Annotated in this window: 11 protein-coding genes; 7 read left to right on the top strand and 4 right to left on the bottom strand. The window is 45.1% G+C overall.

The window, feature by feature from the left end; all coding sequences use genetic code 11:
• Positions 1 to 41: 41 nt before the first annotated feature.
• The 4 genes from folP to AC060N_RS15225 all read left to right on the top strand — a co-directional run bounded on the left by folP (position 42) and on the right by AC060N_RS15225 (position 4,345).
• Positions 42 to 920, top strand: coding sequence for a dihydropteroate synthase (gene folP / locus AC060N_RS15240; RefSeq protein ID WP_479524577.1), 879 nt, complete (start codon positions 42 to 44; stop codon positions 918 to 920).
• Positions 917 to 1,699: a diadenylate cyclase CdaA gene (cdaA, locus tag AC060N_RS15235; protein WP_106541714.1), complete on the top strand. Its 783-nt coding sequence runs from the start codon at positions 917 to 919 to the stop codon at positions 1,697 to 1,699. Before folP ends, cdaA begins: the two co-directional genes overlap by 4 nt.
• Complete coding sequence (locus tag AC060N_RS15230; RefSeq protein WP_463228524.1) at positions 1,689 to 2,813, top strand: mechanosensitive ion channel family protein; 1,125 nt, start codon at positions 1,689 to 1,691, stop codon at positions 2,811 to 2,813. Before cdaA ends, AC060N_RS15230 begins: the two co-directional genes overlap by 11 nt.
• A 98-nt stretch (positions 2,814 to 2,911) precedes the next feature.
• Entirely contained in the window at positions 2,912 to 4,345 is a 1,434-nt protein-coding gene (locus AC060N_RS15225) for a glycoside hydrolase family 125 protein (protein WP_479524576.1), read from the top strand.
• A gap of 263 nt (positions 4,346 to 4,608) precedes the next feature.
• Here the strand turns inward: AC060N_RS15225 and AC060N_RS15220 are convergent, their stop codons facing one another.
• Positions 4,609 to 7,050: a penicillin-binding protein 1A gene (locus tag AC060N_RS15220; protein WP_479524575.1), complete on the bottom strand. Its 2,442-nt coding sequence runs from the start codon at positions 7,048 to 7,050 to the stop codon at positions 4,609 to 4,611.
• Positions 7,051 to 7,284: 234 nt separating this feature from the next.
• Here AC060N_RS15220 and AC060N_RS15215 point away from each other — a divergent pair, with 234 nt between their 5' ends.
• Positions 7,285 to 8,151, top strand: a complete 867-nt coding sequence (locus tag AC060N_RS15215) for a TIGR01777 family oxidoreductase (RefSeq protein WP_106541709.1) — start codon at positions 7,285 to 7,287, stop codon at positions 8,149 to 8,151.
• A 51-nt stretch (positions 8,152 to 8,202) separates the two neighbouring features.
• Here AC060N_RS15215 and pckA read toward each other — a convergent pair whose 3' ends face one another.
• Complete coding sequence (pckA, locus tag AC060N_RS15210) at positions 8,203 to 9,822, bottom strand: phosphoenolpyruvate carboxykinase (ATP) (protein WP_153639905.1); 1,620 nt, start codon at positions 9,820 to 9,822, stop codon at positions 8,203 to 8,205.
• 274 nt (positions 9,823 to 10,096) lie between these two features.
• Positions 10,097 to 10,996 carry a site-specific tyrosine recombinase XerD gene (xerD, locus tag AC060N_RS15205; protein WP_106541707.1) on the bottom strand — a complete coding sequence of 300 codons (900 nt, stop codon included), beginning with the start codon at positions 10,994 to 10,996 and terminating at the stop codon, positions 10,097 to 10,099.
• A gap of 164 nt (positions 10,997 to 11,160) precedes the next feature.
• Here xerD and aroQ point away from each other — a divergent pair, with 164 nt between their 5' ends.
• Positions 11,161 to 11,577, top strand: coding sequence for a type II 3-dehydroquinate dehydratase (gene aroQ, locus AC060N_RS15200; RefSeq protein WP_479524574.1), 417 nt, complete (start codon positions 11,161 to 11,163; stop codon positions 11,575 to 11,577).
• Positions 11,578 to 11,782: 205 nt separating this feature from the next.
• A complete protein-coding gene (gene pyk / locus AC060N_RS15195) occupies positions 11,783 to 13,228 on the top strand; it encodes a pyruvate kinase (protein WP_479524573.1) in 1,446 nt (481 codons plus the stop codon).
• Between the two features lie 79 nt (positions 13,229 to 13,307).
• Here pyk and lolA1 read toward each other — a convergent pair whose 3' ends face one another.
• Positions 13,308 to 13,958: an outer membrane lipoprotein periplasmic chaperone LolA1 gene (lolA1, locus tag AC060N_RS15190; protein WP_170108897.1), complete on the bottom strand. Its 651-nt coding sequence runs from the start codon at positions 13,956 to 13,958 to the stop codon at positions 13,308 to 13,310.
• Positions 13,959 to 13,978 lie beyond the last annotated feature (20 nt).

Below are 13,978 nucleotides of genomic sequence, written 5' to 3'. Positions count from 1 at the left end.
CGCAGAAAGAGTTAGGAAAGCACCGTTTGAAAAGAAATTCTATGCTGTTTACGCGTAAAAAAGAACCATTCTATTCCCGGAAGAAAACCATCACACTCGATGGGCGGTTGATTGAAATCGATCATCCGATGGTAATGGGCATTCTGAACGTAACGCCCGATTCCTTTTTCGACGGCGGGAAATATGTGAGTCACAGAGCTATCCTGAAAAGGGCGGAGAAGATACTGGAAGAAGGAGGCGAAATTATCGACATTGGCGCTTATTCGACGCGTCCCGGTGCGATGGATGTACCAGCGCCCGAAGAAGCCAGCAAGTTGAAATCGGCCGTCGGCCTGGTTCGCAAAGAATTTCCGGGAGCCATCATTTCCATCGATACGTTTCGGGCTTCGGTAGCCCGTGAAGTCATCAACGAAGAAGGGCCATGCATTATCAACGATATTTCCGGCGGGACCATGGATGACAAGATGTTTGAAACGGTGGCCGAACTGGGCGTTCCGTACATCATGATGCACATTCAGGGTACTCCGCAAACCATGCAAAAAAATCCGCATTACGACGATGTGGTACAGGAAATTCTGATGTTTTTTGCTGAAAGGGTTCAGCAACTAAAACTACTGGGAGTAAAAGACGTTATATTAGATCCCGGATTTGGCTTCGGAAAATCGATCGATCATAATTTCGATTTGATGAACCGGCTCGATTCTTTTGGATTGTTTCAGTTTCCGCTTTTGGTAGGAGTTTCGCGCAAGTCGATGATATGGAAATATCTCGGAACATCGGCGGAAGAAAGTCTGAATGCGACGACGGTGTTAAATACCCTGGCGCTGATGGGTGGAGCTGATATTCTGCGGGTACACGATGTGAGAGAAGCAGTGGAAACCATAAAAATTTACAGCAAGCTGAAAAGCATGGTCAAATGACGGAGTTATTCATTACCATACGATTTCTCGATTTTCTGGATGTGTTGCTGGTAGCCTATCTGCTTTATCAACTTTATATGTTGATAAGGGGGACGGTCGCTTTCAACATTTTCATGGGAATATTTATTGTTTACCTCGTTTGGCTCGTGGTGAAGGCGTTGAATATGGAGCTGGTCAGTACCATCCTGGGACAGTTGTTCGGCGTTGGAGTGCTGGCCCTGATTGTGGTCTTTCAGCAGGAAATTCGTAAATTTTTGCTATTGTTGGGAAGTCGTTACCAGGCAAACAATAAACTGTCGTTCGAAAATCTTTTCCCGCAACATTTCAAATCGACCACCGAGTCGAGTCTTCGTGCTATTGTGGATGCTTGTCAGGATATGTCACGGACAAAGACGGGCGCTTTGATTGTCATTGCTCGCAGCACCGAGTTGAGGGAATTTGCCGAGACGGGAGAGATTATCGATGCCGGCATCACAGCTGAACTGCTGAAGAGTATCTTTTATAAAAATGCACCATTGCATGACGGAGCCGTTATTATTGTTGGAAACCGGATTCGGGCAGCGCGTTGTATTTTGCCTGTTTCGGCGAAGAAGAACCTGCGTCCGTCGCTGGGGTTGAGGCACCGGGCCGCGATGGGAATGTCGGAACAGACCGATGCGTATGTGGTGACGGTGAGCGAAGAAACCGGCCGTATTTCGGTGGCACATAACGGACAGCTGGAAGAAAATCTGACAGTAGATAATCTCTTCAAAAAATTGGAGGAAAATCATGCAGCCTGACCACAAAATGAACTTATGGGAGTTGCTCAACTATTCCATTTACACCTCGGGTAGTCTGAAGATCTCGATTTTTCGCATTGTTGCAGTCGTGCTGATTCTGGCTGGAGCCTATTTTATTTTCCGCTTTTTCCGCAAGTGGATGACTCATCTATCCATCGCCGAAAAACTGGGTATGAAACGGTGGCGCTCCTTTATTCGCATCATTCGATTGATATTTTTCCTGGGAGCTGTTCTGGGCTCACTGAGTATGTTGGGCTTCAAAATCAGTCAGGTACTGGCTTTTCAACTTTTTGAGACGGACAAGGTTAAGTTTACAGTTACACATCTGCTGGTTGTACTTGCCATTTTGTTTATCACCCGGTTTATTCTGAACCTGATTGAATATCATTTCGATAACAAGATTAAGCAAAAGCGGTTCGACCGGGGGCGTGGGCGGTCCATTTACACCATCGTTCAATACCTCGTCTGGTTTATGGCCATCCTGCTTTCCCTTCAGGCACTCGGATTGAAATTGACGTTTGTTGTCGCCTCTTCGGCAGCGTTTCTGGCAGGTATTGGATTTGGTCTGCAAAATATCTTCAGCGATTTCGTATCCGGGCTAATCATTTTGTTCGATCGCTCACTGGAAGTTTATGATATCGTTGAGTTGACAGACGGAACAGTGGGGCAGGTGCTCGAAATCAATCTTCGGGCTTCCAAAATTCTGACCCGCAATAACCAGGTACTGATTGTACCGAATTCGAAATTTACTCATGATACCATCGTCAACTGGAGCCACAATGAAGCGAACACCCGTTTTCAGGTGAGTGTGGGGGTGGCTTATGGTTCAGACGTTCGGTTGGTAGAAAGACTCTTGCTTGAAGCGGCCAACGGACACGACGATATCAGCGCCAATCCCAAACCCTTTGTGCGCTTCAACGATTTTGGCAACTCTTCGCTCGATTTTCAGCTTTACTTCTGGACGGCTAACAGTTTTTACGTCGAAAACCTGAAGAGTGAACTGCGCTTTGCTATCGACGATTTGTTTCGCCAGAATAACGTGAATATTCCGTTTCCGCAGCGCGATGTCCATTTCAAAAATCCCATCATTATTCGCAACGAACCTTCCGAGTAGTTCACTCTGCCGATATTTTTCAGCATTCCTTTCACAAATTTTTGGAGATATGGGCGGTTCTTGAATATTTTAGGAACCGTAAACCAAATATCAGAAGAATGAAAAATCGTCGCGAATTTGTGAAAACATGCGGAGCTATCGGGGTAGGATTGACTGCACCGTCGATATCCTTTGGGAATAGAGCTGTCGCTGAGTATCATTCGAAGCGTCCGGCGCCGGCTGAGCGCAATTTTACCAGCGAAGCTGTCGAGCGGGTCATCGAAGAGATGAACGGAAAAATTAAGGACCCAAAACTGGCCTGGATGTTTTCCAACTGTTTCCCGAATACAATCGATACCACGGTTACCTACCGGGAAAAAAACGGCAAGCCGGATACCTTTGTAATTACCGGTGACATTCATGCCATGTGGCTGCGCGATTCGTCAGCACAGGTGTGGCCTTATCTTCCGTTGATTAACGAAGATAAGAAGCTGAAAAACATGGTGGCGGGACTGATTAACCGGCAAGCCGGGTGTATCCTGATTGACCCGTACGCCAATGCGTTTAACGATGGCAAAGGTCACAGCGAGTGGATGACTGACAAAACGGACATGAAACCCGAGCTGCACGAGCGCAAATGGGAAATTGATTCGCTCTGCTATCCCATCCGGCTCAGTTACCATTACTGGAAACACTCCGGTGATTCATCGCCCTTTGGCAACGAATGGAAGAAGGCGATGGAGCTGGTGGTGAAAACTTTCCGGGTTCAGCAGCGAAAAGAGGGACGTGGTCCATACTATTTCATGCGCGAAACATTCATTTCAACTGATACCATGCCCGGACGCGGATGGGGAAATCCCATTCGTCCCAACGGATTGATTTGTTCCGGCTTCCGTCCGTCCGATGATGCGACGACCTACCTTTTCCTGGTACCGTCGAACTATTTCGCGATGGTTTCGCTTCGTCAACTGGCCGAAATGAGCAAAGCAATTTATCACGATAACGCATTCGCTGAAAAGTGCAACGCTTTCGCAGATGAAGTGGAGCAGGCATTGAAAGAGCATGCTGTATTCGAGCACGAAAAGCATGGCAAAATTTTGTCGTTCGAAGTGGATGGTTTTGGTAATACCAACTTTATGGATGATGCCAATGTGCCGAGTTTGCTGGCACTTCCTTACCTGGAAGCGTTCAAACCGGATGATCCATTGTATCACCGTACCCGGAATTTTGTGTTAAGCGAGGACAATCCGTGGTTCTGGAAGGGAAAAGCAGCCGAAGGTATTGGTGGACCTCACGTGGGCTTGCACTACGTTTGGCCCATGGCGATTATCATGCGGGCTATGACCAGCAACGATAAAGAAGAGATTGCACATTGCATTAAAATGCTGCGCAACACCGATGCTGGTACCGGCTTTATGCACGAAAGCTTTAATAAAGACAATCCGGAAGACTTCACACGAAAGTGGTTTGCCTGGGCCAACACTTTGTTTGGCGAACTGCTAATGAAAGTCGATAAAGAACATCCGGAGTTGCTTAAACGGAATTACGCCTGATTGGAGGCTTGATGGAAGAGTTTTAAAAGGATGTCATCCGGCGATCGGGCGACATCCTTTTTTCGTTTTTATTCAGAAAGTGTAGTGTGGCAGCAAAATGTCGCGTGATTTTTCCTTCCACTGAAGCGCCGGCATGAGAAATACCCACATATTTCTGTTCTCCTGAAGTCCGGTCATAAGAAATACACGCGTATTTTTAGTCCCCTGAAGCCAGGGCATGAGAGATACACACGTATTTTTCTTTCCGCTGTGCTGTAACAGCTTTAATTCTTCTTGCGAAAAGCGTTTTTGATTTTTTCCCAAATGCTGGAATGCTTTTTCTCCTGATCGGCGGGCGACTGCGTACTGTCTTCCTGTTGCTGCAGTTGTTTCTTATCTTTTGCAGCCTTGTCTTTATGGCGACCGAATAACCAGCCAAAATCAATGAATTTCTTGTGGGGAAGCTCATCACGGTAGTGGGGAATATCGAGTGAGGCCAGTAAACGCTGGTCGTCTCCCATATCGAAGCTGTGATAGCGCATGGATGCAAAGGAACGATCGCGGTAGAGTTTGTGGAAGAAATCACCCACAACAGGCAAAGCCATTCGAGCTCCTTGTCCGTAATAGAGCGTGCGGAAATGAACCGCCGGATCTTCGGCACCGACCCAGCAACCGGTTACCAAATCGGGCGTGTAGCCAATAAACCAACCATCGGCGTGGTTTTGCGTGGTTCCGGTCTTTCCGGCAAAGTCGCTACGGATACCAAACCGGGTACGAATGGCGCGGCCGGTTCCACTGTCCACCACCGCTTCCAGGTAATGGGTCATAATGTGAGCCGTCTGTGCCGAAATAACCTGTTCTTCATCGGAATCTTCATCCTTATGGAACGTTTTCAGCACATGCCCTTTCGAGTCTTCTACACGAAGGAGATAATACGGTTTTACGCTTTTCCCGCCATTGGCAAATGGTGCATACGCAGTAACCATCTCTTCGAGCGGAATATCGGCCACTCCCAGCGCGAGAGAAGGAACTTCAGGCAAATCGACATCAATGCCCATCCGGTGCGCCAGTCGCACTGCATTGGCCATTCCGGCATCAAGTAACACCTGTACCGATACTGTATTGATCGATTCGCTCAACGCTCCCTCGAGCGAATAATAGCCGCCGTATTCATCTTCAGCATTATGCGGTGTCCAGTCGTCGTATTCCGGGTACGTAACCTCTTCGTTGGCGTAATATTTGTCCGGCTCAACTCCGTTTTCCAATGCAGCAGCATACACAATCGGTTTGAAGGTAGAGCCCACCTGCCGGCTGGCGGTCACCTGGTCGTACTGGTAAAAGCGGAAGTCGTTGCCGCCAATCCAAACCTTTACAGCACCATCTTTCGGGGAAAGGGCCAGAAAAGCACTCCGCAGGGTACGCAGCGAATGTTTCACCGAGTCGATAGGCGTCATTTCAACCGTTTTTATATCGCCCCAGCTAAACACTTTCATCGGTATTAATTGATGAAAGGCTGCACTGATTTCTTTTTCTGTTTTTCCGGCATCTTTCATCCGGATATATCGGTCGGAGCGCTGCACCGCTCTTTTCAACACATCCTCGTCATGTCCCCAGGGCTGCCGGTTATGCCAATGCTTGTCGAATATGTCCTGCAGACTCTTCATCTGTTCCTGCATCGCGTCTTCGGCATATTCCTGCATTTTATAATTGATGGTCGTGTAAATCTTCAAACCATCGGTGTATAAATCATACGGGGTGCCGTTGGGTTTGGTCACATGGCTGCACCAGTCTTCCATTTCCAACCGGATGTGTTCACGCAAATAAGCAGCCGGTCCGGTGTTATATACCAGGTAGTTATAGTGAAGCGTTAAAGGTGTTTTTTTATACTTTTCGCCCTCCTCTTCCGCTAGGTAATTGTTCTTAACCATGAGGCTGATGACGAGATCACGGCGCTCTTTCGATCTTTTTGGGTGAAGGCGTGGATTATAAGCATTGCTGGCTTTTAGTGTTCCCACGAGTGTTGCCGCTTCCGGAACTGTTAAATCAGCAGGCTTCTTATCGAAGAAACGCTCCGATGCGGTTTCGATTCCGTACGTATTTTCACTGAACGGAACCGTGTTGAGATACAGGGTTAGAATTTCGTTTTTGGTGTAAATCTTCTCCAAACGATAAGCAATAATAGCTTCCCTGAGTTTGTTGACCGGCATGGAAAGTGGCCCGTAGTTATCGCGGCCGAAAATGTTTTTAGCAATTTGTTGCGAAAGGGTGGAGCCGCCGCCCGCACTTCGGTCCTGCAACAAAATGGACTTGACAAAGACCCGCAGCAAAGCCCACTCATCAATTCCACGATGTTCATAAAAACGGGCATCCTCGGTGGCCACTAGCGCGTGAATGACGTTCGGCGAAATTTGGTCAAAAGTCACATTGCTTCGGTTCTGGATGTAATAGCGTCCCAGAAGGTGCCCATCAGAAGAATATACTTCGGAAGCAACCGGGTTTCTCACATCTTTCAACTCTTGTGTCGTAGGCAAGGGCCCGAAAGCACCGATGTAAACCAAAACAAAAAGGGCTCCCAGCAGAAAGATTCCAAACAGCGAGATATTGAGCGCCCATCGCCAAACTCTTTGCTTTGTAATTTGTTTGGGGATATGAAACTTACTGTTCTTTTTAACAGGTATACGTTTTCTTTTTCCGCGTGTGGAGGATGTATTCTTTTTATTGACCATGAATCTGTCTTTGTCCGATACAAAATAAAGTTGTTTTAGCGAAAACAGGTAATTTTATTGTAAAGAGTTTTCCTTATGCCCGGACAGATTTAAAATGACGCGATTCTTTCCGGTTTTCGGAGTTATTTTCTTCTGAAACTTTTCAGAACAAAGAGATGTCGGTGTTAACCATGAAGCAGGCTGGCACCGAAAACGAATAAATATTATAAACCTAAACAGAAAAAATACGTCAGAATGAAAATTGCCATATCAGGAAGTACAGGATTCATTGGCGGAGCATTGCGCGAGGCATTTGTCAGCTCCGGCATTGAAGTGGTTCCGTTGCTAAGAGCTGATTTTAAGCGCGGCGAGAACTATCTCGTTCAGCTTTTAACTGGCGTTGACGGAATTATCAACCTGGCTGGTGCTCCCATCGTGAAGCGCTGGACACAGGCCTACAAGCAGGAAATTATGGAGAGCCGGATTAAGGTGACCCGTCAGCTGGTTGGCGCATTAAAAGCGATGTCTACTGATGATCGGCCGGAGATGTTTTTATCGGCTTCGGCTATCGGTATCTATGCTAATTCGGGCACGCACGATGAAGAAGTGTTTGAATACGGACACGATTTTCTGGGAGAAGTAGCCACGCGATGGGAAGGTGCGGCATCGGAAGTGGAAGCGTTGGGTGTTCGGTTGGTGATTATGCGGATGGGGCTCGTTCTTGGAAAAGATGGCGGCATGTTCGGAAGATTATTGCCCATTTTCAGAATGGGACTTGGGGGTACTGTGGCCAGCGGCAAGCAAGGCTTCTCTTTCATCCATTTGGACGATGTAGTGGGCGCGGTTCAGTTTCTTTTGGCCAAAAAAGAATTAAAAGGTGTGTTCAATTTTACAGCTCCTTATCCGGTGAATAATGAAACATTTACCCGAAAGTTGGCCCGGAAGCTGGGAAGACCTTCGTTTATGGCGGTTCCTGCCTTTGCGCTAAAATTAGTGTTCTCAGAAGGAGCAACAGCGCTCAGTCATGGACCTACTGTTCTACCCCGGAAATTATCGGAAGCCGGCTACAAGTTCCAATTTCCGGATATCGATTCGGCACTTGATGATTTAATTAAGCCATAAAAAATCCCGGGAAACTCAATTTCCCGGGATTTGTATGTAAAGAAGTGGGTATTAAATTTTCGAATGTTCGAGTTGTGGACCGGCAGCAACCAATGCTTTTCCTTCTTCGTTGTCGGTATATTTCTCGAAGTTCTTGATGAAACGTTCAGCCAGGTCTTTGGCTTTGTTTTCCCATTCTGCTGCATCAGCGTAGGTGTTACGCGGATCGAGTATGTTGGTGTCAACATTTTCGAGTGCAGTCGGAACTTCCAGATTGAAGATCGGAACCATTTTAGTTTCTGCTTTTTCAATCGAGCCGTCCAAAATGCGGTCGATGATAGCACGTGTATCTTTGATCGAGATACGTTTTCCGGTTCCGTTCCATCCGGTGTTAACCAGGTAAGCTTCAGCACCGGCAGCTTCCATTCGTTTAACCAACTCCTGACCGTATTTGGTCGGGTGAAGAGACAGGAAAGCCTCACCAAAACAAGCAGAGAATGTAGGCTGCGGTGAAGTGACACCACGCTCGGTTCCGGCCAGTTTTGCCGTAAATCCTGAAAGGAAGTGATATTTGGTTTGCTCTTTTGTCAATTTAGAGACAGGAGGCAATACACCAAATGCATCAGCCGTCAGGAAGATAACTTTCTTCGCATGTCCTGCTTTCGATACTGGTTTTACGATATTTTCGATGTGGTAGATCGGATAAGAAACACGGGTGTTCTCAGTTACCGAACCATCGTTGAAATCAACTTTGCCATTTTCGTCAACCGTAACGTTTTCGAGAAGCGCATCGCGCCTGATGGCATTGAAAATATCAGGCTCGCTATCTTTATCCAAACGGATAGTTTTTGCATAGCAACCGCCTTCGAAGTTAAATACACCCTGGTCGTCCCATCCGTGCTCATCGTCACCAATCAGCTGACGTTTCGGATCTGTCGATAATGTAGTTTTTCCTGTTCCGGAAAGACCAAAGAAAATAGCTGTATCGCCATCTTTACCAACGTTTGCCGAGCAGTGCATTGCTGCAATACCACGGAGAGGCAGGTAGTAGTTCATCATGGCGAACATACCTTTCTTCATTTCACCACCATACCAGGTACCGCCAATTACCTGCATTTTTTCAGTCAGGTTGAATACGGTGAATACATCAGAGTTCAATCCCTGCTCTTTCCAGTTGGGGTTGGTCGCTTTCGAGCCGTTTAACACGACAAAGTCAGGTTCACCATAGTTGGCCAGTTCCTCCTCTGTGGGGCGAATGAACATATTTTTTACAAAATGCGCCTGCCATGCAACTTCCGTAATGAAACGGATTTTCATGCGGGTATCTTCGTTGGCTCCGCTGTAGGTATCCATTACGAAGAGACGCTTACCTGAAAGTTGGTCAGTAACAACTTCTTTCAGTTGCTTCCATACATTGGGTGAAATCGGTTTATTGTCGTTAGGAGAGTGTGCAGTTGTCCACCACATCGTATTTTCGGTGGTTTCATCCTTGACGATGTACTTGTCCTTAGGCGAACGTCCGGTGAAAACACCTGTCATTACATTCACTGCACCTAATTCAGTTACAACACCTTTCTCATAACCATCCAGACCAGGTTTAGTTTCTTCTTCGAACAGCTGCTCATAAGAAGGGTTGTAGACGATCTCTGTTACGTTGTCAATTCCGTAAACAGACAAATCTAAATTTTTCATAATGAGATAATTTGATAAAGGTTTTAATGCTCGTAGTTTCGCAGTGGTCAAAGATAAACGAATAATTGAAAATTCTATGCTCTAAAACATATTATTGCTGTAAAGCATATTGATTCTAAAAAGAAGCTTCCGATATGGTCTTGTGGCGTGCGTAATGGTCTGTAATAGAGAGGTGTGATAAAATGATAAAAAATAAGAGAAGGTATTAACAAATCATAGAATTTGCCTACCTTCTCTAGTAATATTGTTATTTAATTTAAATAAAAATTTCCTATCAGGATCTGGGATGATGACGATTAACGGTATCCTTCAGATAGTCTTTATCGAGGTGTGTATAAATCTCAGTCGTAAGAATGGATTCATGTCCCAGCATCTCCTGCACAGCCCTTAAATCAGCACCGCCATCAATCAGCTGCGAGGCAAATGAATGACGGAAGGTATGAGGACTAATGTTCTTCTTCAGGTTGATTTTTTGTGCCAGATTTTTGATGATGGTAAAAATCATCACACGGCTGAGTTGCTTACCCCGACGGTTCAGGAATAGGATATTTTCGCTGTCCTTATCCACTTTCAGACGTTTGCGGTAACCAATTAAATATTTGTTGATATCTTCAATTGCTTGCTTGCTGATTGGGACCAGACGTTCTTTATCGCCTTTTCCTTCAATTTTTATGAATTCCTGATCGAAGTGCAGATTGCTTAATTTCAGGTTGACCAGTTCAGAGACACGGAGACCGCAACTGTAAAGGGTTTCAATCATGGCTTTATTCCGCTGTCCTTCCGGTTTGCTTAAATCAATCGCATTAATCAGATCGTTAATTTCCTGGTCACTGAGTATATCCGGCAACTTCCTTCCGATTTTGGGCGATTCGAGCAAAGTCGTCGGGTCGTTTTCAATCACACCTTCCATGAGTAAGTACTTATAGAACGACTTAATACCCGAAATGGTCCGGGCTTGCGTACGCGGACTTACACCTTTCTGGTTCATCCATTCAACAAATTCACGAAGATGTTGGAGTTTTACCTTGTCTGGCGGAAGTTCTTTAAATTTACCCTCCAAAAACGAAATCAATTTATTGATATCGTTAATGTAGGCGCTAATTGAGTTTTGAGAAAGCGATTTCTCAAGTCTCAAAAACGATTCGTATCCCTTTTTGCTCTCAACCCAATTCATAATGAAGCAATTTTAGTTTTAACTTGTAACAATTTTAAATAAATTTGGTTTAAGAAAACATTTATTATTGTTAAAAATGCCAGGGGGGATGCAAGAAAAGGTTTTGAAATAATATGATGTTTTCTTTTTGACATCTAGTTAAATATAAGAATTATCTGAGTTAAATGAAAATTATTTTAATAAATGGCCCAAACCTTAATCTTTTGGGCGTTAGAGAGAAGACCATCTATGGAAATCAGTCCTTTGATGAATATTACGTAAAATTGAAAGAACGGTTTCCTCAAATCGAGTTTGATTATTTTCAATCGAATGTAGAAGGAGAGATTGTCAACAAGTTGCATGAAGTTGGTTTTTCGGCTGAGGGAATTATTATTAATGCCGGAGCGTACACGCATACGTCGGTTGCCATTCGTGACGCGATTTCCGGAATTAATTCAACAGTGGTCGAAGTTCATATTTCCAATATTCTGACGCGCGAAAGTTTTCGGCATGAATCGCTGATTGGGCCGGTTTGCAAAGGAAGTATCATGGGATTTGGTCTTGATTCATACCGGTTGGCGGTTGAGAGTTTTCTTGCCTGACGGAATGTAATTTTAATGTTATGGCACCCCGATAGATTAAGTTTTTATTTATCTATAATGAAATCAGTGGGTTATATGTATTTGGCGTTCCCGGCATATTAAACAAATCTTATTTCCTGCTGTTAGAAAGGTGAAAAGAGCTGGCATTCGCTGAAATCACTTAATTTCGCGGCCAATTACTATATTAAAATATCTTTCTATCAAGATGAATCGAAACAAGCACACCAAGATTGTCGCAACGCTTTCCGACAAAACCAGTAATCCGGAATTTATTTCAAAATTGTACGACGCGGGGATGAATGTTGTCCGAATCAATACGGCGCACCAAACCCCCGAGACTGCATTGCAACTGGTAAATGATGTCCGGGCTGTATCCGATTCTCTGGCTATTTTACTCGATACCAAAGGACCTGAAGTCAGGACTAAAAATATTGCTGAGCCCATCGTTGTGAAGAAGGGCGATCGCCTTTTGATTAAAGGTGGCGAAGGAGAATCAAGTAAAGAAGTTCTTTACGTAGATTATCCCGGTTTTGCCAATGACGTGTCAGTTGACCGTTCGGTCTTAATTGACGATGGAGAACTGGAGCTGAAAGTGGAGGGCGTAAAAGACGACGCGCTGGAAGCCGTGGTTGTGAACGATGGCGAAATCAAAAACCGGAAGAGTATCAATGTTCCGGGAGTTTCATTCTCACTGCCGGCTATTTCACCGAAAGATGAAATGTTCATCGAATGGGCTGTCGATAATGATTTGGATTTCATTGCTCACTCATTTGTGCGTAATAAAGAGGATGTACTCGCTGTTCAGGAGATTCTCGACCGTAAGGGAAGTAAAATTAAAATCATAGCAAAAATTGAGAATCTGGACGGTGTTAATAACGTCGACGAGATTTTGGATTATGCATATGGTATTATGGTTGCCCGCGGTGATTTGGGAATTGAAATTCCTGCCGAGAAAATTCCGGGAGTTCAGCGACACATTATCCGCCGATGCGTGCAGCGGAAAAAGCCCGTAATTATTGCTACGCAGATGTTGCATACCATGATTCAGAATCCAAGGCCAACCCGCGCCGAGGTAAGTGATGTGGCTAATGCTATTTACGCCCGTACGGATGCAATTATGCTTTCAGGTGAAACAGCTTACGGAAGTTATCCGATTGAAGCGGTTGAAACCATGACGCGCATTGCGATGGAAGTGGAGAAAAGTAAGGATAGGCGTAACGATCTGCCGGTACCGCGTCTCGATGGTGAGGTACCTGCATTCTTGTCGGAAGCTGCTGTGATGGCCGCTGAAGAACTAGACGTAAAAGCAATTGTTACCGATACCCTAACGGGAAGAACAGCACGTTACCTGGCCGCATTCCGTAGTGGTCGTCCGGTATACGCCAAGTGCCACACCGGGCAAGTGAAGAGGGAGCTTGCACTTTCGTACGGTATTCACGCCAGTGAAATTGTCGTGAAAAAGAACAAAGATAAGCTGGTAAAACACGCTCTCCGCGGCTTGGTAGAAGAAGGTTGCCTGGCTGAGGAAGACAAAGTGGTTTATGTAGGCGGAAGCTTTGGTGTAGGCGGCGGAACGTCGTTTATGGAAATTGCCGAAGTAGGCCAATTGACCCGGAAGAATAAATCAGATTCCGGCGCCAAGAATAAATAAGAAATACAGGAAATTTCGATATAAAAAAATGCTGGCTCGAAAAACGGGTCAGCATTTTTTGTGTCTTTTACTTCTGGAATTACCGCATGTCAATAACATCCACGTCCGGATGTTTCGAAGTATCGAATTTGAAATAACTGTCAGGTAAATCCACGTTGGTTTTCATATTCTTCAATGCAACCGTGTAAATGTTACCATCCTTACTATAAGTAATTGCCTTAATGATGTGGTATTTGGCTGCGTCAACGTACAGCTTAACCCGCGTGAAATCTTTATTTAAATCTTTCGGATAAAGGTCAATCACATATGCATTTTTGCCATCCACCTTTTTTTCACCAATGTACCGGTATTTGAAACCTTTTTCATAAATAGTGAAAAGGTTGGCCGGATTAAGTGAATTATTCTGTCCGGGCGTATTGTCCGTTACATTTACTTCACCGGCATCCGGAAGGTAACTCCAGTTGGTTTTTCCATCCGAGTAAACATCCATACCTAAAGCCGGCATATGTAACCGGTATTTGTCACCTTTCAAAGCTACCCAGCCACTGTTCGTTTCTTTGATGTCTTCCTGCTGGTTTTCCAGGGTAAAGGAAAAATCGATCTGAATGGTCTTATAGCTTTTTGTTGTTGCCGAAAGCTTATCGAGGATTTCTTTCGCTTTGTTATCCTGCTGAGCAAACAGCAGGCTGGTTGTCATGACGAGCAAGACGGTTAATGTAAAATTTTTCATTCTACTCATGTTTGTACTCC

The organism is Prolixibacter sp. DSM 2831 (assembly GCF_056493735.1).
The sequence above is the reverse complement of the archived record's forward strand: the minus strand, read 5'-3'. Positions and strand labels throughout refer to the sequence as shown.